We start from the raw sequence: 19,900 nt of genomic DNA on the forward strand, positions 1-19,900 counted from the left end.
TACCAACCCGATACGCTTCCATTCGCTCAGTAGTGCTAGCTACTGGCCTCGTTATAACCGCCTCATTGCTGGCCTTTCGGTACCCGGCAGATGACGCTATTCAGAGAATAGTGCAGGGGCTGCAGCTTTTTTATGCGCGTACGCTTCCGGAAAAAGTATATATCCAGTTTGATAAGCCCTTCTACGCAACCGGCGAAACGGTTTGGTTTAAAGCATACGCCGTAATGGCCGATTCGCACCGGGCTGATACGCTGAGCAAAGTGCTGTATGTGGATATGGTTTCTGAGAAAAAGCAGATCGTATTCCGGCGTACTCTTCGGCTGCAAAATGGCTTGGCTACTGGTGATTTTGCTTTGCCCGATACGCTGCAACCGGGCCATTATCTGGTGCGCGCCTACACCAACTGGATGCGCAACGCGGGAGAGGATTTTTTTTACTCGCATCAGCTTGCTATCTGGGGAGCTGCCGCGCCTTCTTCGGACGAAGGGCCAGCAACTCGCCCGCAAAAGTCGAAAGGGAGTAGTAAAGCGGTGGCGGCTGATGTTGATGTACAGTTCTTCCCGGAAGGCGGAAACCTGGTGGATGAGCTGGAAAGCGAGGTGGGGTTTAAGGTGGTAGATGAAACAGGACGCGGCGTAAGCAGCCAGGGTAAGGTTATGACGGCGGATGGAACCGTCGTCACGACTTTTACGAGCCGGCACGCGGGCATGGGCTCTTTCCGGCTGATTCCGCAGTCAGGGCAGCGCTACGAGGCGGAGGTGACGCTGCCTGACGGCCGGCGCGCTACCTATCCGCTGCCCCGCAGTCAGCCATCTGGCTGGCTGCTGCGCGTAACGGAAACGCAGGAATATTATATGGCCATCATTCGGCGGCGGGCGTCTGCTGCCGAACCATCCCAGAGCACTGCTGTTCTGCTGGCGCACGTGCGGGGTGCGGTTGTGTATACCGGACAAACGCCGGTAAACGGCAACGAGGCATTTATAACCAGAATCCCGAAAAGCAAATTTCCGGCCGGCATAGCGCATTTTACGCTGTTTGATGCGCGCAACGAGCCGCAATGCGAGCGGCTGGTTTTCACGCCGGAAACCGAGCCGGTACGTGTGCGCATTGCGACCGATAAACAGGCGTACGGTCCGCGGGAACCCGTGAAGCTGCGTATTGAAACCAGCGGAGCTGGTGGGCAGCCGGTCAGCGCCAACGTGTCGGTGGCAGTAGCCGCTCTGCAAGGGCAGCCAGGAGAAGGCGCAACGATTACGTCACATTTGCTACTCACTTCCGATTTGGGTGGGTACGTGGAGGATGCGGCCTATTACTTGCAGGATCAGCAACCCGCTACCCGGCAAGCCCTCAATGACTTATTGCTAACCCAGGGCTGGCGCCGGTTCGTGTGGAAAAAACAGCTGGCCGGTACGCTACCCCCAGCTGAGTTTGCGCTGGAGCAGGGCCTGACGCTGGGCGGGCAGGTACTGACCGCCGCCCGCAAGCCGGCACCTGCCACTCGGCTGACCTACTTGCAGGCGCAGCCGGATAAGGCATTTTACACCGCAGAAACCGACAAGGAAGGCCTGTTCTTATTTGAAGGCCTGAAGGGTACGGATACTGCTAAAATTGCACTGCAAGCCCGCACTCCTGAAAACAAGCGCAACCTGTTTATCCGCCTAACTCCGCCTCCAACTACCGCAGGAGTTATATTGGCCCCATTACCCGCAATGCCTTCGGCAACAGTAAGCGACTACATACGTCTTAGTCAACGCCAGCAGGTTGCGGAAAGCCAGCTCCATCCCAATGCTGTAAAAACAATTGCGTTAGGTAACATAAGGGTTAAAGCGAAGAAGTCAGGTTCTACACCGTCACCACTCAATAGTCTTCCTCGGCCGTACTCCCTGGCAAATGTGAAGGAATTTCGGGTAGCTGATATGCCTGAATCGAACAGAGCACTTTTAACGGTAGAAGAATTTTTACAAGGACGAGTTATCTTACGCCCGAACCAAGCGCCACCCTTATACCTACTGGATGGAATTCCCACCTCTGGCGCAAACAAAACATCCATGAGTGAGGTAGAAAGTATTGATGTTTTGAGCGGTAATAATGTAGCTATATTCGGTAGTATTGGCGCTGGTGGAGTTATTAGTATATTCTCAAGAAATGCTTTAACACATAGGTATTCAGAAAGCTACAAAACCAAGGAAGGTGACAAAGGGATGCTGACGATAAGCTTTCCAGGCTATTACAAAGGCCGGGAGTTCTACACCCCGCGCTTTGCTGATGCCAAAACAAAAAATCAGCCTGACCCGCGTCATACTACTTTGTCGTGGAATCCAACTGTTCAGACAGACGCTACGGGGCAAGCTACCCTTTCGTTTTATACTTCAGATGCCCCGGGAGAATATCGGGTTACGGTTGAAGGTATGACAGCAGGGGGGCAGCCGGTTCAAGGTGTCGGACAGATTACGTGTACCCGATAGAAGCTGCCCCTTTTTTATCGGTTACTGGTACTGAATATACAGCGGCTCAGGCGTGAGGCTGACGACCTCCCGGGGCGTCATAAGGCGGGAGCCGGGGCGCTGGTCCTGGCGGTAGAACAGCTTGAAGCCGGTGTACTCCACGGGTTCTTTCTTGATGAATTTGCGGTAGGAGCTGCGCTTGATGCCGGGCGTGCCCCAGCCATCCATGTGCATCACAATCTGCACGCGCGGGTCCAGCTGAATGTTCTGGTAGTTGGTCACCATATCCTGGCGGAAGCGGTGTACCACCAGCACCTTGGGCGGCAGTCGGTTTTCGCTCACCAAGCGGGCCAGAAACTCGCGGGCGTAGTTGATATCGGCCGCGTCGAACTCGCCTACCTCCGTACCCGGCCGCCGCCCCGATTTCATGGAAAACTCCGGGTCGATGCCCAGATGCACGAAGGGCAGGCGCAGGTATTTGGCCAGCGGCGGCAACTCGTGCTGCAAATCACTCAGGCCTACCTGCACATCCAGGAATACCAGGGCGTTGTGCTCCTGGCCCCACGCAATAACCCGGCGAATGGTACTGTCTGGCAGGGGCAGGCGGTACTTGCCATCGGCCCCGGAGTCGCGCTGGGCAATGATGGCGGTCATGTGCAGGGCCGGCAGTACCGGCAGGCTGTCGGCGCGCTGCCAGGCGGCGGTTTCCAGGCGCAGGCGGCGCAGCATCTCGTCCTTGGGATATTGGCCCAGAATCCCCATTTTCTTGTGCAATGGGTTGCCATAGAAAGCCACAATGCGACTGCCCGGCAGCACGGCACCCGGCAGCTGTCCCCCAACGCGGGCTACGGAATCGACCAGCAAAGAATCTTGTAACAGGAGTTGCTGCCGGCGGCGGGCCAGCTCGGCAGGCGTGGGGGCTGAGTCGGCCGTTCGCCGTCGTGCACCAGAGTCGCAGCCGCTCAGCGCACCACTCAACAGGTTCATTACGATCAACACCCAACCTAACCACGCAACGGGATTATCTCCCTTTTTCTTCCGCATCACAGCATAAAACAAGCAGCGGCTCCCACGGAGCTCCACTGTATCCACCATCCTGAGCGGTCCTGAACTGCTAGGCGCTCAATGCTAATATACGGTCCGAAGCCAAAAACCGCTGCCCACTTAACAGTGAACAGCGGTTTTGCTAAGCAATAGTGCATAGGCTTATTTCAGAGCAAACGAAATAGGAATAGTATAACGGGTTTCTATTAGCTGGCCGTTGCGCTGGCAAGGTGTCCAGCGGCCTGGTAGGTTATTCACGGCCGTCAGGGCTTCCGCTTTCAGGGCTGCTACGGCGGCAGCCGGGCCTTTGGGAGCCTTCACTACGGTGGCGTTCCGGATCAGCCCCTGCTCACTTACAATGAACTGCACGAACACGCTGCCGGCTACTTTCGCGTCTTTGGCTACGGCCGGGTACTTCACAAGCTTAAAAATATCGGCCATCAACTGGGTCTGGCCACCTGGGTAGCCCGGACCTTGCTCCTGGGTTAGAAGCGCGGGTGGTGGGGGCGGCGGGGCGAGCTGGGCATTGGTCGGCAAAGCCGGCGGCGGCGGCGGTGGCAGCTCAACGGCTTTTTCACACGCCAGCAGCCCCAGCAGGGCCAAGCTCAGGGGGAGGGCCAGCCGCTGTTTCCAGCGCCGGACCGGGGAATGGGAGGTAAGCATACGGATACGGGTAAGGGTGAAGGATTGGGTAAACGAATGAGTAAGCGGTAAATCGGGATGGAGTTGGCGGAGGGCGGCGCGGGCCAGCAGGGCGGCGTAGTTTTCGGTGGTACCGGACGTTGGGCGCGTGGTGGGGTCGGGCCGGATGGCGGCCTCATCGGCCAGAAACTCGTGGGTCAGCTCCAGGGCCGGCGGGAACAGGTGCACGAACGGGCAGGGCCAGAGCAGCACCCGGGCCACTTCCAGGGCCAGCCGCCCGGTGGTGTGGCCCTGCCGGGCGTGGGCTACCTCGTGGCGCAGTACCTGGGCGGCCTCGGCCTCAGTAAGCACGGCGGTATCGTCCCAGAACACCCAGCGGCCAAACGAGCCGGTGGGCCGCAGCCCGCCCGTGAGCACCAGCGTGTAACCCGGCCGCAGGTGGCGGGGCCAGCGGCGCGTCGTCAGCCAGAGGTGCAACACCTGCCCGAGTAGCCGGCTCAGTCCCAGCCCCACGCCCAGCCCGTAGAGCAGCGGCAGCCAAGCTACCGGTCCGGTTACTGCCCCGCCATCGGCTGAAATCGTAATAACCGGTAGCACACGGCTATAAAGCAGCTGCGCCACGGCCGGTGCCGCCTGCCAGGTAGGCAGCCAGGGCGCCAGCAGCACCAGAAAAGGCGGCAGCAATATAGCCGCCCAGGGCGCCAGCAGCAGAAACCGACGGTTGTAACTGAAGCACCGTTCTTGGCGCAGCAGCTGGCGGTAGAATAGCCACGCCAAGCCCAGCAGCAGAGTGCTTTGTCCCAGCCAGCTAAGAAGGGTGCTCGTCGGGGGCAGCATCAGTAGCGGCATCGGGGGAAGGGGGGATTTGCGCGTGACGGAGGAGTTCTTCCAGCTGCGGAGCGGTCAGGTCCTCTTCTTTGGCGAAAAAGGACACCAGCCGCGAAAATGAGCCACCGAAGTAGCCGCCCAATAGCTTGCCCAGCGAGAAGCGCCGATAGGCATCCTGGGCCACCAGGGCGTAGTAACGGTGGGTACGCCCGAATGCCTCGTGGCCCACGAACCCTTTCTGCTCCAGAATGCGGATGATGGTGGACACGGTGGTAGTGGCCGGCTTGGGTTCCGATAGCTCCGGCACTACATCCTTCACGAAGGAGGGGCCGCGCTGCCAGAGCACCTGCATCACCTGCTCCTCGGCGCGGGTGAGTTCGGGGAAAGTAGAATCGGGCATAAGGTAAGGAGTAGCGGATGAGTGAGTTAAATGTATAACTATTTTTTTAGTTTATCAACTAATTTATTGGCTGAATAAAAAATAGGTTGGTTGTCGGTTCGGGTGGTGCAGCCAGCAGCCGCTGGGAACGGTGCGCCGGCCGCAGCTGTTATATGGCCAGCTTCTTCACCAAACCCTGTTTCTCTTCGTGACGATATCCCTTTTTCGCCGCCTGCCGGCCGTGGGCGCGCTCTGGCTGAGCACGGTGCTGCTGGCCCCTGGCTGCAATAGCAGTGCCCCCGAGCCCGCGTCTCCCACCGAAACCCCGGCCGCCACGCCGCCTGCCACCACGCTCACCGGTAGCACCCTGCTGGGCGAGTACACGCCGGCCCAGCTGGCCGCCCGCGTGCAGGATATTCCGTTGGTAGGCCCCCTGGCCCGCTATTCGGTGCGGGTATACCGCCTCACGTACACCACGCGCAACACCGATGGACAGCTGGTAACGGCCTCCGGGGCGCTGCTGGTGCCGGTGGCTCCGGCGGCACTGCCGGTTATCAGCTACCAGCACGGCACCATCCGGCCCGACGACGAGAATCGGGCGCCGTCGTACTACAGCCAGAGCAGTGAGTTGTGGTCGGCGGTATCGGTGCTGGCGGCTACGGGCTACGTGGTGTCGGCTCCCGATTACATTGGCTACGGGGCCTCGAAAGCCCTGCCGCACCCGTATGAGCACGCCGCCTCCCTGGCCTCCGCCTCGGCCGATATGCTGCGGGCGGCCCGGGAGTTCTGCAAAAAGGAAAGCATTAGCGTGAATCAGAAAAACTTTCTGCTCGGCTACTCCGAGGGCGGGTACGCCACCATGGCCCTGCACAAGTACTTGGAGGAGAAATACGCCACCGAGCTGCCCGTAACGGCCAGTGCGCCCGGGGCCGGGGCCTACCACAAATCGGAGTTTGCGAAGTACATCATGCGCTCCACGCAGCCGCTGAATTTCCTGAGCACTTACGTGTGGGTGCTCGATACCTACAACCGGGTATATCAGCTGAACCGGCCGTTTTCCTTTTACTATCAGGAGCCGTACGCCACGCAGCTGCAGGCCAACGCCTTTGGAGAAGTGCCGGCCCAGGCCAGTCAGCTGTTCACGGCCGGCTTCCGGCAGCAGGTGCTGAATGATACGGACGCGGCCCTGACATCTTCCCTGCGTGACAATGACATCTATGACTGGAAACCCAAAGCTCCGGTAGCCCTTTTCCACGGCACAGCCGATGACTACGTGCCGTACTTCAACTCCCAGAATGCCTACGCGGCCATGCGGGCCCGGGGGGCTATGCAGGTGGAACTGCGCCCAATTCAGGGCGGCAACCACTTTTCATCGGTTACCAGCTACACGCTGCAGGCCTTTGCGTTCATCTCGCAATTCTAGGAAGAGCTGCGTGCAAAAAGCCCCGGCCAGCCTCTACTAACTGCAGTAGGGGCTGGCCGGGGCCTTTTTTGGGGTGGCTATAGTGAACTTTGCGGGGCGGCTTTCGGGGCAACAGCCCGCCGGAGCCACGTTCCGCTCAGGCAGGCCAATCCGCCCACTATCCCTGCTAACAAACCACTTACCAGTACCAGCAGGGGCGTGCTGCCGCCCAGCGGCAACAGCATTGCTACGCGGGTGGCCAGCAAGCCGGCTCCGTGCGAGGCGAGCCAGGCGGCGGGTAGCCACCAACTAAACCCGGCTCCCAGCAGCCCCGCCACAAAAGCCCGGCCGCCGGATGGGTTGCGCCAAGCGGCCAGCAGCAGACACACCGGCACCAGCATCCACCACGGGAGAAAAAGCTGAACCAGTGCGCAGGCAAGCAGAACCAGCAGGAAAAGTAGGCCAAATGATTTCATACAATTGAGGCGGATCAGTCTTCGATGGCTCCGGCGTTTTTGCGCGGCAGCTCGGGGGCAGGCATCGGAATAATAACACTCTGGCGCACGGCAATTGGCTGGCCGGTAGCGTCACGGGCCGGCGCCCAGACCGGCATGGCGCGCACCAGGCGCAGGGCTTCTTCGTCGCAGCTGCGGCACAGGGGGCGCACTACCTCGCCTGCCCCAATCCGGCCGTCGGCCTGCACCACGAAGCGCACTTCCACGGCTCCCCGCAGGTTTTCTTTAGCCAGTACTTTCGGCTCTTTCAGTTTCTCGGTGAAGTACTGGCGCAAAGCCACGCCGCCGCCGGGAAAAGTAGCCTGTGTGGCTGCTTCACGGGGTTCGAACACGTGGGTCGGGCTGTAGAGCTGGAGCACCTGAGTAAGCTGTACGCGCACTATGTTGCCGTTTTGCCGGCCGGGCTCCAGGCGGGGCAGGCTGGCCACGGCGGCTAGGGCGGCCGCGTCGCAGGCGGGGCACAAGGAGCGGACTACTTTCGCGTCTTCGGCTTTGCCCTCCAGTCCCACCACGAAACTCACGAACACGCGGCCTTCGGTAGTGCCCTGGGCTATTTCTTTGGGCAGCACTAGGCCAGCCTGTAAAGCTGAGGCAATGGTAGCTTCGGTGGTGCCGGCCAGGCGGGGCATCTGCTCCACGTAGGTGTATACTTTTTCCTCAGGCTTGGGCAGCGTAGGAGCCGGCGGAATAGTTACGCCAGGCGCGCCCGGGGTGGTTTGCAGGCTGAATGTAACCGGCACCGTGTACGATACTGACACGGTACGGCCATTTTGCTTGCCGGGCTCAAACGGCGGCAGTACCCGGATTACCCGCAGCACTTCTTCGTCGCACCCGGCCCCCAGGCCCTTTATGATTTCCGGGTTGATGGCTTTACCGCTGGGCTCCACCGTGAACTTCACGAATACTTTGCCCTCCACCTGTTTCTGCGCAGCCTCGGCGGGGTAGCGCAGACTGGCCTGAATGTAATTGATGAGGCCTGACTGCCCGCCCGGGAAGACCGGCATCTGCTCCACGTACGTGTATACCTTATTTTCCCCTACTTCCTCCACCACCCGCCGGTCACTCTCCAGGCCCGATAAATCAGGCGCACCCCGGACCGTAACGGCTTTCTGCATGGGCGGCTCGAACGGGATGGAAATTGGGTACTGCACAGGCACGGCCTTATCCTGGTAGCGGGCGGGACGCCAGCGGGGCATGGCCTGCACCAGACGCAGCGCCTCCGCATTGCTGGCGGCACTGAGGCCCCGGGCCACAAAGGCATCGGTGAGGCGGCCGTCCGGCTGCACCACGAAGCTAACCGTTACCACACCCCGCTCCGTGCCCGCCTTCACGGCAGCGGGCCGGCGCAATTGGTTCTGTAGGTATTGTCGCAATGCATATTCACCTTCCGCATACTCCGGCCTCGTCTGCACTTCATATAGACTGTAGATGCGGGGCGGAGCAGCAATGGGGGCCGCCGCAGACTTTTTGCCGGATTTCTGAGCCTGCGCAACAGGCACTACGGCTCCGGCAAGACAAGCTACCAATAGCACACGAGGCCACGCGGAGCGGATAAACGAGAAAGACATTGCAGAGAGGAGATAAAGCGTAAAAAGGGTGCTGCCAGCCTAGCAAGTTACGTACGGAACCAGTATCGCCGAACCCTACTGCTCCAGCCGCCAAGCCGCCTGCAGGCGGGGGTGATTTTCATCAGCGGCGCGCAGGAATACCAGCTCATCCAGACGGCCCACGCGCCAGCTTTCCAGCATATCATCATAATACCGGGAGGCCGGGTTGCCGCTTTGCCCGCCGGGGAAAATGCCGTAGGCTTTCACCTGCGGCCCCAGCGCCACCACCATGCGCCAGGAGGGGCCGTTACGCGAGGTAGTGGCATTGACGGTGCCGCGGCTGCCGGCGCATATAATATCCTGGTGCCCGAAGCCCGGCAGCTGGGCCAGATGGTTGATGTCGGTGCTTTTCTGGTTGGCCCATCCCCACTTCGGCCCTAATGGCCCAAATTTGCGGGTCAGGGAGTCCACGGCAAAGTGCAGGGAGGCCGTCAGCAGGTCGTGTACGTTTTCCTTCTTGGGCGTGCGCCGGTCATCAATCCAGGGGCTGCCCTCCTGAAAGCAAGTAGCCGGATTACCCGATTGGGCAAGCAACAGTCGATTTGTTCGGTCTTGCGATGGGTAGCGCATTTCAATCCCGGTGGCCTGTTTGCTGAAATCATCCTTCCAAAGTCGTTCCACCAACTCCTGATACCACAGCTCGAAGATGGTGGCGGCCACAGCATCAGTGGTATAATGGTAATCCCACTTCTGCAGAACCCGGGTCGCAGACAGTTCCGGCGAGGACGGCACCATCATACCGTAGCAGTCATCGGTCAGTTTGTTGCCCTCCATCCGCATCAGCATCCACGGCAGCATGGTTTGGGCGTTGATGCCTAGGTTGTCGTTCTGCAGCTCGCGCAGCGTATCGGCGGTGGCGCGGCGCATCTTGGCCAGCTGCTGGTTGATGCGGTGGCCCCGGTCCCAGGGCGCGTAGTCCCAGCCGATGTAGTAGGGGTAGTCGGGGCCGGCGGAATGCTGGTTGGCCGACGATACGAAGCCCCGGGCCGGGTTCTGCACCCGCGGCGTTTGCGTCATCGGAATCCAGCCCTGCCAGTCGGCGCGGGCATCGGTGCCATCCAGAATAAACTTGCCCTGCTCGGGCCACTTCAGCGGGTAGTGGCCGTTGGGCCGGATGGCAATGTCGTTTTGGTTGCTGGCGAAGATGAAGTTCTGGGCCGGGGAGGCATAGGTGCGCAGGGCCCGGTCGTAATCCTGGTAGGTGCGGGCGTGGTTGAGCTTCACGAAGGCCAGTACTTCGTCAGCACCCTCGTGGGCCGTCCAGCGCATGGCGTGGCGGGTGGGCGTCTGCGGGTTGAAGGGCTTCTCGTCGTGGTCGTACACCACGGGGCCGTGGTGGGTGTAGAGCACGGTATCGAGGCGGTCGGGGAGGCCGCGCACCACAATGCGCTCCACCACCCGGCGCACCGGCTTCCAGCGGCCGTCGTGCCGATATTCGCGCTTCGTATTGTCCCGGAACTTGAGCTGGTACCAGTCCAGCACGTCGCCGCCCACGTTGGTCACGCCCCAGGCCACATCCTCGTTGAAGCCGATAATCACGGCCGGCGCGCCCGGAATGGTCACGCCGTACACGTTCTGGCCGGGCGCGTGCAGCTGCACCTGGTACCAGATGCTGGGCAGGTTCAGCTGCAAGTGCGGGTCGTTGGCCAGCAGCGGCAGGCCCGAGGCCGAGCGGCTGCCCGCCACGGCAAAGTTGTTGGAGCCCAGCTCGGCATCCGGCTCCCGCTCGGGCACCTTATCCGACAAGGCCGCCGTGAACGAAGGCGGCGTGGCCGGCACCGGTAGCGGCTTGAAATCCAGGGGCGTGCCCACCGGTATAATCGGGTCTTCGCGGAATGGGTAGTCCGGAAACAGGTCCTGCGTCACCTTGGGGCCGTACTTGCTCAGGATATTGCTCAGGCGCAAATCGTCGGAGCGGCCGCTCAGGTCCCAGGCCATCAGCTTCAGCAGCAGCGCGCACTTGAGCGGCTGCCAGGGCTCGGGCTCGTAATCGAGCAGCTTGTACTCAAACGGATACTCCCGGGGCGAAAGACTGCTGATATAGACATTCACCCCCGCCGAGTACGACTCCAGCACCAGCCGCGTGGTGTCGTTTTTTAGCATAGCCCGCAGGGAGTTTTCGGCCCCGTAGGGCAGGCCCATGCGCCGCTGGAACCGGTCGTACTCCAGCGCTCGGGGGCCTACCACTTCCGAAATGCGGCCGGCCGCCACCCGGGTCATAAACTCCATCTGCCAGAGCCGGTCCCGGGCCGTGAGGTAGCCCTGGGCGTAATACAGGTCGTGGTCGTTCTGGGCGAAAATGTGGGGCACCCGTCGGTCATCAAACCGCACCCGTACCGGCTGGTGCAGGCCAGCGAGGTGCAACGTCTGCTGCTCGGGAAAATCAGCGGGCGTCTCGCCGTTTTGCCAGAAGCCCCGGTACGGGCTCAGCAGCCGGGCCACGGGCGGCACGTCGCCCTGCTTGGTGTTCAGAACCCAGGTGAGAGTAAGCGTAACGAGGAGCACCAGAGTGCCCGGAAGAAATCGAAGCATTTGTCAACCAGTTTCGCGGGAGCGGAAGGTAGCAAATGCTTCGGTTTCGGGCGGGTGTCACTGCGTACCTACTGACCCAGATAGGCCTGCAGGCCGATGTTCAATGTCAGGCCATCGTAGCCGGAGATAAAGCCCCTTGCTGATAGGCCAGCATGCTTTCCACGGCCACGTTTGGGGTCAGGAAATAAGAATAGCCAGCTCCGATACTCACAAAGCCGCCAAAGTCATGCCCTTTAAACCGGTCCATGTGGGGTGTGCCTGTTGGATCGTACACCGGTTGCCGGCCCCAGTAGGAATTTACCAGCGCCCCAACTTGGGCTTCCGCAAATACCCGGTGCCGGCTTGAAGATGGAATATAGAACCGCAGCCAGGGAGCCAGCCCCGCCACCAACTCATTATTGTGCTGGTCCTGCAACTTGTAGCGAAACGCGTGATATTCCAGCGGCAGGGCAATGCCTGCGGCCCAGTTATCAGCAAAGAAAAGCCCGGCTGTTGGCGCAAACGCCACATCAACAGAGGCGGTGGTGGCTTTCGACTGAAAGAACAGACTGCCTGCGGAGAAGCCCACCATACGGGTGCCCTTGGTCGTAAGGCTCTGGCTTAAAGCCGTAGTGCAGGGTAGTAATAAGGCGGTAGTGAGAAGGTAAGTGGATGCCCGCATGGTGTTAATTAATGAATGAAGTATTGTCAGATGTATAGATTCCGCAGGATTATAAAGCCGAATGACGGGACGATATAAAAAGGAGCACCTCCCGCCAGCGGGAGGTGCTCCTTGCAAATCTGTATACTTCGAAAAATCCGGCTGAATCCGAGCGTTATAAGTTCTCGCCCTGGCGAACCAGTCCGGCCACGCCCACGCGGGCCAGCCGGAGCCGTACTTCATCGGCCTCGGCCTGGGTGGCAAAGCGGCCTACCACCACGCGGTTCAGGGCGCGGCCCTCGGCGGTAGTGGTAGCCACGGTAGTTACTAGCAGCTTAGGCTCTACGCTTTGAATTTTGTCCATTACGGCGCGGGCATTGCGCGGGTCGCCGAAGGTGCCGGCCTGAATCACGAAGGTGGCGGCAGGTTCGGGGGTAACGGCTACGTCGGCGGCCTCGGTGGTGCCTGGCAGAATGTTGGTGTGCACGTCGGCCGTGATGGTGGAGTCGGCGGCCAGCAGGGCCAGATCTTCAGGGACATCCGTCGGGCCGAGTGGCGTAGATGGATCTACTACCTGGGCTACCACCGATACGGCGCCGTGCGTGACGATGCCCAGCGGGCGGGCCGCTACTTCGGCCAGGTCCAGAATGCGCTGGTGGCGGAATGGGCCCCGGTCGGTAACGCGCACCACTACCGCTTTACCGGTTTCAGGGTTGGAAACCCGCAGTTTGGTGCCGAAGGGCAGGGTTTTGTGGGCGCAGGTGTACTTGTTACGGTCGAACCGCTCGCCATTGCTGGTGCGCATTCCTTGATGTTCGCGGCCGTACCAGGAGGCGCGGCCACGCAGTACAGTTGCTTTTTTAGCGGCGACGGGGGCTTTTTCATCATCACATGCCCGCCGGGTGCGCGCCGAGGCCGAGAAGGCCGTCAGCAACACAAGGAGCAGGCCCATCATCAAGCCCGAGAGATGCAGTCGTAGAGTCAACTTCATGTAGTCTCTTGGTTGGTGAGTGCGACAAATCTAGAAGCCTCCACCAAACCACTGTCTAAGCAGGTTGCGTATACGCCAGATACTGCGGGTGTAAATTGATCTTTTTAAAGAAATATTGTATTTAAATTATTGATTGAGCAGGCTTCAAATAGTTGATTGTGTTTCGTTGAGACGCTTTTTGCACTCTTTTTATACAGGTGCCACCTACCTGTTGAAATGCGACTATCCGCCGCTTAAAAAATTTTGGCTTTTCATGGGCTGCCTATGTAAAAGGTAGGTTGCAAAAGTCCCGGAAATGTGCTAAGAGTATGAGGGCGGTTTACTATTCGGTTTGCTTGTGGACGTTGATAATGGAAGATCAATTCAACGTAACAAGCTCATTATCCGGCAGCTTCTTTATAATACCCCGCTGTCAGTCATCTTTTTGATCATCTCCCGGTAGCTGATGCCAATGGGTATTTCCGTGTTATTAGCCATTTCAATGACGTTGCCATTGATGGCTTTGATGGCCGATTTCTGCACTATGTAGGAGCGGTTGACCCGCAGGAAATCGGCTTCGTGCAGCATTTCCTCCATTTTCGTCATCGTCATGTGGGTGGTGATGACTTTGCCCGTGGTGTGGATTTTCAGGTAGTCTTTCATGCCTTCAATGAAGAACACTTCGGCCAATGCTACTTTCAGAAACCGCTTGTTCTCCTTAATCAATAGCATGCGGCTCTTGTCCGTCAGCTCGGGCTCGGCGGCCGGCGGCAAGTCAGGCCGGGAAGGTGCAGCGGGCACCGGCATTTTGAGGCGCACTTTTTCCCGCACCTTGTTTACCGCCTTCACAAACCGATCAAAAGTGATAGGCTTCAGGATAAAGTCCACCACATCGTATTCGAAGCCCTGAATGGCATATTCCGAGTAGGCGGTGGTCAGGATAACGGCGGGCTTGAACTCATTGAAGGTTTTGAGGAACTCGATGCCGTTCATTTCGGGCATGTTCACATCCAGGAAAATGAGGTCGGGCCGGAGCTCTTCCACTTTACCCAGGGCTTCAATGGCGTTATCAAATACGGCCACTACTTCCAGAAACCCCAGCCGGCCCGCGTATTTCAGAATCAGGTCCTGGGCCAGGGGTTCATCGTCAATGATGACACACGCTAACGGGTTGCTCATCTACCAGATTTTTAACAGAACAGCATATTGGGTTTCACTTTGCTTTATCTCCAGCGAGTGCAGGGCCGGGTAGATAATGTTGAGGCGGCGGCGGGTATTGCGGATTCCGATGCCCTCCCGTACTTCTTCACCCGACTGCGGCGGCTTGGAGTTGACCACGGAAAAGCAGAAGGCACCGGTTTCGTCGCGGTAGGCCTTAATCCGAATCCAGGCCTTTTTGATGAGCTTGTCCACGCCGTGCTTGATGGCATTCTCGATGAAGTTGATAAGTAGCAGCGGCGGAATACTCTGGTGGCCAATCTGGTGGGAAATGTCCATTTCTATTTCCAGGCGCCGACTGTGGCGGATAGTTTGAATTTCGATGTAGTTCTTGATGAAGGCCAGCTCTTTATCTACCTCTACCTCCGTGGTGTTGGAGTCGTAGAGGGCATAGCGCATCATATTGGAGAGGGAAAAGACGATGGAAGCCGCCGTGCGGTCCTTGTCCTCAATGAGTGAATATACACTATTCAAGGTATTAAACAGGAAATGCGGATTGATCTGGGAGCGGAGAAAGTTGAGCTCCAGCTTCAGATTGTCTTTTTCCAGCGCAATACTCTTGATGCGGGACTGGAAAGCGGCCCGAAAGGCCTTAATGATAAGCGGGACGAAAATGGCCAGCACCAGCTGCTCGAAATGGAAGTAGAGTACCTCCGGGTCGCGCAGGAACGTCCAGGGGCCCTGCGCGGAAAGGCTACGCACCAAGTTCTTGAAATACAGCGGCATGGTGGGCACCGTTGTATTAATATAGTTATAGGTATAGTAAGCCAGTAGGCTGTAGCAAATCAGGGCAAGGGTGAGCACGCCCAGCACCAGCCCCCAGATCTGGGGAGTAGGCAGCTTGAGGCCGATGCAGTAGGAAATCAGGTAGAAGGAGATAAGCACCACCACGTTCTTGTCCAGCGCGATGATCATCGTCACGAACGGGTGGCCCTCACCGCTGAGCCAGCGGCCCTGGAAGGCAAACCAGTTGTAGGCCACCACCCAAAACAGGACGTGCAGCAGAATGGTAATATTCTTGTTGCTGTTGGTACCGGATAAAATGGCGGTAAGTCCTTTGGATTGGTCCAGCATAAAAAGAGGAAGAGAATAAACACAAGGAGGTGTGCGGATTACCGCACACCTCAGGTCTTACATTCAGGCAGAAATGTAGGGAATTTGTACAGCCAAGCCGAATAGGCCGGCAATTCGCCGGCCTGTTTTTTTGCGCGAACCGGACCTAATTGCCCAAATCCAGCTGGTTGTGTACCAGCTGATAGTAGTGGCCCCGCAGGCTGACCAGATCCTCGTGGGTGCCGATTTCCTGCACTTTGCCTTTGTTGAGCACCACAATTTGGTCGGCATTCTTCACGGTGCTTAGCCGGTGGGCTACCACCACTACCGTTCGGCCCGCGAAAAAGCGGTCCAGGTTCTCCATGATAATCTTTTCGTTGTTGGCATCCAGGGCGTTGGTGGCCTCATCGAAAAACAGGAAGCTGGGGTCTTTGTAAATGGCCCGGGCAATGAAAATCCGCTGCTTCTGGCCCTGGCTCAGACCGTTGCCCTCGGCCCCGATTTTGGTGTTGAGGCCCAGCGGCGAGTCTTTGATGAACTGCTCAATGTTGGCGGCCCGAATGGCGTGCAGCAGCTTGGGCAGGTCCTTCTTTTCGTCGCTCACCATGATGTTGTTGGCAATGGTATCGGAGAAGATGAAGCCTTCCTGCATCACTACGCCGCACTCCTTGCGGATGGCCGTGTGGGAAATGGAGTTGTAATCGGTATCCTCCATGCTGATGCTGCCGGTTTCGGGCTGGTAAATCTTCAGCAGCAGCTTCAGAATGGTGGTTTTGCCGCTACCACTGTCGCCCACAATGGCCGTTACCTTGCCCGGCGGAATGTACAGATCGATGCCGCGCAGCACGGGGTGGTTGCCCGCGCCAGGGTAGGTAAAGTTGACGTCGCGCAGGTGAATGGATTTCTCGTCGGGTAGATTGGTAATCAGAAATTTGTCCTCGGGTTCCTCGTCGGGTACCCGGTGGATGTCGTTGAGCCGGTCCACGCTGATTTTGGCATCCTGGGCCGTTTGCATGAACTGGATGAGCTGCTCCACCGGCAGGTTCAGCTGGCCCACAATGAACTGAATGGCCAGCATTTCGCCCAGGGTGAGCGTCCCGTTCAGAACGGCCTGCGCCGCATAGAAAATGATGAGAATATTCTTCGTCTGGTTAATAAAGAACGCGCCCAACTGCTGGTACTGGCTCAGCGAAAGGGTTTGGGTGTTGTAGTTGAACAGCTTGGCCTGAATTCGCTCCCATTCCCAGAGTTTGTAGCTGCCGCAGTCGTTGAGCTTTATTTCGTGGACGCCGCTGATGAGCTGCATGATGTTGTTCTGGCTGGTGCTGGAAATGGCAAAGCGCTTGTAGTCCAGTTTCTTGCGGTAGCGCAGGAAGATGGTCACCCAGGCCATATACAGCAGACTGCCGCCCATGAAAATCAGGAAGATGGAGTTGTTGAACGACAGCAGCACGCTCCCGAACACCAGCAGGCTGATGATAGAAAACAGCGTGTTCAGCAGCGTGCCCGTCAGAAACAGCTCGATGCGGCGCTGGTCGTTGATGCGCTGCATGATGTCGCCGGTGATGCGCGAATCGAAGAAGGACAGCGGCAGGCGCAGCAGCTTCATCAGGAAATCGGAGAGGATGGCAATGCTGATGCGACTACTGATATGCAGCAGAATCCAGCCCCGAATAAACTCCACCGATGTTTGCCCGATAGACAGCAGCAGCTGCCCGGCCAGCACGATGTAGATGAACTCCACGTCGCGGGTGTTGAGGCCGATATCCACAATGGCCTGGGTCAGGAACGGGAGCAGGCTCTGCAGGAACGCGCCCGCCAGCAACCCCACCAACAGCTGCAGAAACAGGCGCTTGTGGCTGCTCAGGTAAGCCAGAATTTTGGCCACGCCAATGGAGCTGTCAATTTCCTCCTCCACGGAGTAGAAGGACGGCGTGGGCTCCACGAACAGCACAATGCCTTCTTCCTTCACGCCTTCTCCAATCTGCCACTTCTCCAGAAACTCCGTTTTCCTGTACGAAAGCAATGATTTGCCGGGGTCGGCCACAAACACCCGGTCTTTCTTTACCTTATAAATGACCACAAAGTGGTTCTGGTCCCAGTGGGCAATGCAGGGCAGGTTGGCTTCCGTGAGCAGGTCTTTGTAGTGCACTTTGGCCCCCACGGCCCGGAAGCCAATCTGCTCGGCGGCCTTGCTGATACCAAGCAGCGACACCCCGTTGCGGCTGTGGCGGGTTTTCTGGCGCAGCGTTTCAAGGCTGAAGTTTTTGCCATAGAACCGGGCTATCATTCGCAGGCAGGTGGGCCCGCAATCCATGGATTCGAGCTGCCGGTAATGAGGAAACGTTGTCATATAGCCGAAAAAGGAAGGAAAGAAACGGCCCTGCTACCAAGGCCGGGAGCAGGATGGGAGCGGAAAATCGGGGCTAAACGGCGGCGGCTTTTTTCGCCTTGACCGGGGGGGCTTTCAGGCTGAAGGCTTCGCTCCAGAGCTCCAGGGCCACGGCGCGGTCTTTGGGCTTCATGGCTACGTTCATCAGGATAATCTCGTCGAAGCCGTAGTCCTGCTGGTATTGCAGGGCCGTGTCGTAGAACTGGTTGGCGGTGCCCACAATGTTGTAGTCGTAGCCTTCCTCGGTGGCGAATACGGCGGCTTTGGCCTTGGCCGTGGTGTGGTGCACGGCCCCGGCCAGCACCAGGTTGGTTTGCGGATAATGGCCGTGAAGAGCGAAAAAAGCCTCCTTGAACGCCAGCAGCTCCTCCTTGTGAAATTCCCGGTCGGACCCTTTGTGAAAGATGGAGCGCGAGAGATTCATCTTGTTATCGATGGCGCGCTGTAGGCCCCGGCCCATATTGGTGGTCAGCGACCAGACCTCGGGAACGGTGCCCTTGAACGGGGGAATGACGGTGCCTAGCTGGAGCAATTCTTCCTCCTCACGCAGGCAGAACAACAGCTTTTCGAGGTGGCGGGCAAACGACTCGGGTAGGTTCAGGCCCGCAATACCAGTAGCCAGCTCCGCTACCGTGGGCATCACGCCACCATTGGCCAGGCCCAGGTCAATCCGGCCGGGAAACAGGTTGTTGAGCATTTTGTAGTCGCCGGCTACGTGGTAGGGCTGGTGAATGCCCAGCAGAATGCCGGCTACCCCAATCTTGATGCGGCTGGTCATGCCGGCCAGCAAAGGGAGCAGAATGGTGGGGTTGCTCCAGGACTGCTTTTTGGAAGGAATGTGGTGCTCACTGATCCAGAGGCGGGAAAAACCCAGCAAATCGGCCCGGCTGGCGTAATCCAGCAGGTCGGTTACGCGCAGCAAGCTGTTCATCTCCGTATGACGAACGCCGAAGTCCAATAAACCAATGGATAGCTTTTTCATGATGGCAGGAGGAGGGTGGAGGAGGAAGAACTAGAAGAGGAAAAGCTGCTCCCAGGACGTTGGGGTATCCAGCATTTCCGTGACGAGAATCAGCAGGATACCCGGAATGCCCATCAGCAGCCCGGGCGCGTGCTTATTGGTGAAGGCCTGCCGGTATTCTTCGTTGAGGTAAGTGGTGGTGCGGTGCAGCCAGTAGTGCTTGGCTTCGGCGTAGCAGGCCAGGGGCATTTCGCGCAGCAGGGCGTTGTAGCACATAACCAGGCTGGCCGAGCCGTGACAGATATGTGCATTCTCGATGCCGGAGGCCTCCAGCGTGCGGCGGGTACAGGTATACGCGCCTACTTCATCGGCCAGGGCCACCAGGTGGGGTAGTTGCAGAATGCGGGCGGCCCGATAGAGCACCAGCACCACGTTCAAATCACCGTAGCACCAGCCCATGCGGTTGTTGTACTTCACGCGGTTCAGCGGTTCACTCGGCGCCGCGTCTTCATCGAAGCGGGCCGGGAAGAAGGAGTGGTAGCCGTTTGTCGGCTCCGGGGGCAGCTGCAGGCTCAGCATGTACTGGAGCATGCCGGTGGCTACCGGCCGGATTTCCGCCTGCAGAATGCCGGCCTCATACAATTTTAGCAGCACCAGCAGCAGTCCGCACTGCCCGTGGGCCAGGCCCAGGTTCATGTCGGTGCTGTTGTTCAGGCGGTTGATGTGGGAGTTGTAGAACCGTATGCCGCGCGCATCTTCCACCTTATGCGCCAGCAACTCCTGCAACAGGGTGCGCAGGTAGCCGGCGGCGGCGGGGTTGTGGCCCAGGCGGGTGCTGAGGTAGTTGAGCGCCCCCACAGCACCATACAGAAAATCGATGTTGCGGTCCTGCAGGTTGGCCTGCGTATTCTGAAACACCACTTCATCCAGCTGCCGCAGCGTGTCAGTTCCCAGGTCGATGTCGGTTATATCGTCGGTGCTGAGCACCTGCAGCAGGTAGCACAGGCACGGAATCACGCCCGGCACGCTAATCAGGGCCGATCCGGCCGGGTTCCGGAGCTTGTCCAGCACTTCATCCAGGCAGGTCATGGCGTGCTCCCAGTGGGCTTCCTCGCCCGTGAGCTTGTAGGTGTAGGCGTATAGCAGCACATGGCCCAGCTTGCCCGAGAACAGGGAAATATCAGTGGCCGGCAGCTGCGGCAGCAGATCCAGCCCTTCCGCCAGGTAGGCCGACAGCGTTTTCTCAGCGGTAGATGAAGCAGTAGCGGGCATG

General features: G+C 58.8%; 15 protein-coding genes. 2 read left to right on the plus strand and 13 right to left on the minus strand.

Going from position 1 to position 19,900, the window contains the following annotated elements; genetic code table 11:
- Positions 1–110: 110 nt before the first annotated feature.
- Positions 111–2,465 carry an MG2 domain-containing protein gene (locus tag EI293_RS13185; protein ID WP_170170366.1) on the plus strand — a complete coding sequence of 785 codons (2,355 nt, stop codon included), beginning with the start codon at positions 111–113 and terminating at the stop codon, positions 2,463–2,465.
- 21 nt (positions 2,466–2,486) lie between these two features.
- On the opposite strand, the gene EI293_RS13190 is transcribed toward EI293_RS13185, so the two are convergent.
- The 3 genes from EI293_RS13190 to EI293_RS13200 form a co-directional block, all read right to left on the minus strand.
- Positions 2,487–3,431: a hypothetical protein gene (locus tag EI293_RS13190; RefSeq protein ID WP_125438583.1), complete on the minus strand. Its 945-nt coding sequence runs from the start codon at positions 3,429–3,431 to the stop codon at positions 2,487–2,489.
- 219 nt (positions 3,432–3,650) lie between these two features.
- Positions 3,651–4,967: a TonB family protein gene (locus tag EI293_RS13195; RefSeq protein WP_125438585.1), complete on the minus strand. Its 1,317-nt coding sequence runs from the start codon at positions 4,965–4,967 to the stop codon at positions 3,651–3,653.
- Positions 4,939–5,358, minus strand: a complete 420-nt coding sequence (locus EI293_RS13200; RefSeq protein WP_125438587.1) for a BlaI/MecI/CopY family transcriptional regulator — start codon at positions 5,356–5,358, stop codon at positions 4,939–4,941. The genes EI293_RS13195 and EI293_RS13200 overlap by 29 nt, the downstream gene beginning before the upstream one ends.
- 187 nt (positions 5,359–5,545) lie before the next feature.
- Here EI293_RS13200 and EI293_RS13205 point away from each other — a divergent pair, with 187 nt between their 5' ends.
- Entirely contained in the window at positions 5,546–6,760 is a 1,215-nt protein-coding gene (locus EI293_RS13205; protein ID WP_125438589.1) for an alpha/beta hydrolase family protein, read from the plus strand.
- Between the two features lie 77 nt (positions 6,761–6,837).
- On the opposite strand, the gene EI293_RS13210 is transcribed toward EI293_RS13205, so the two are convergent.
- The 10 genes from EI293_RS13210 to EI293_RS13255 all read right to left on the minus strand — a co-directional run bounded on the left by EI293_RS13210 (position 6,838) and on the right by EI293_RS13255 (position 19,899).
- Entirely contained in the window at positions 6,838–7,215 is a 378-nt protein-coding gene (locus tag EI293_RS13210) for a hypothetical protein (protein ID WP_125438591.1), read from the minus strand.
- 14 nt (positions 7,216–7,229) lie between these two features.
- On the minus strand, positions 7,230–8,822 hold the full coding sequence (locus EI293_RS13215; RefSeq protein ID WP_125438593.1) for a TonB family protein: 1,593 nt from the start codon (positions 8,820–8,822) through the stop codon (positions 7,230–7,232).
- A gap of 75 nt (positions 8,823–8,897) precedes the next feature.
- A complete protein-coding gene (locus EI293_RS13220) occupies positions 8,898–11,393 on the minus strand; it encodes a penicillin acylase family protein (protein ID WP_125438595.1) in 2,496 nt (831 codons plus the stop codon).
- 106 nt (positions 11,394–11,499) lie between these two features.
- Complete coding sequence (locus EI293_RS13225) at positions 11,500–12,054, minus strand: hypothetical protein (RefSeq protein ID WP_125438597.1); 555 nt, start codon at positions 12,052–12,054, stop codon at positions 11,500–11,502.
- A gap of 154 nt (positions 12,055–12,208) precedes the next feature.
- Complete coding sequence (locus tag EI293_RS13230) at positions 12,209–13,024, minus strand: septal ring lytic transglycosylase RlpA family protein (RefSeq protein ID WP_125438599.1); 816 nt, start codon at positions 13,022–13,024, stop codon at positions 12,209–12,211.
- A gap of 396 nt (positions 13,025–13,420) precedes the next feature.
- The gene (locus EI293_RS13235) at positions 13,421–14,182 is read right to left on the minus strand and encodes a LytR/AlgR family response regulator transcription factor (protein WP_125438601.1); all 762 of its coding nucleotides are present in this window, start codon (positions 14,180–14,182) and stop codon (positions 13,421–13,423) included.
- Positions 14,183–15,295 (minus strand): sensor histidine kinase, encoded by a 1,113-nt coding sequence (locus EI293_RS13240; protein ID WP_125438603.1) that lies wholly within the window; start codon positions 15,293–15,295, stop codon positions 14,183–14,185. It lies immediately after the preceding gene.
- 145 nt (positions 15,296–15,440) lie between these two features.
- Positions 15,441–17,627 carry a peptidase domain-containing ABC transporter gene (locus tag EI293_RS13245; RefSeq protein WP_125438605.1) on the minus strand — a complete coding sequence of 729 codons (2,187 nt, stop codon included), beginning with the start codon at positions 17,625–17,627 and terminating at the stop codon, positions 15,441–15,443.
- Between the two features lie 73 nt (positions 17,628–17,700).
- Entirely contained in the window at positions 17,701–18,648 is a 948-nt protein-coding gene (locus tag EI293_RS13250; protein ID WP_125438607.1) for an LLM class flavin-dependent oxidoreductase, read from the minus strand.
- 30 nt (positions 18,649–18,678) lie between these two features.
- Positions 18,679–19,899, minus strand: a complete 1,221-nt coding sequence (locus EI293_RS13255) for a lanthionine synthetase LanC family protein (protein WP_125438609.1) — start codon at positions 19,897–19,899, stop codon at positions 18,679–18,681.
- Position 19,900: the final 1 nt, after the last annotated feature.

It is taken from the genome of Hymenobacter perfusus, from assembly GCF_003944765.1.
GTDB classification, from domain to species: domain Bacteria; phylum Bacteroidota; class Bacteroidia; order Cytophagales; family Hymenobacteraceae; genus Hymenobacter; species Hymenobacter perfusus.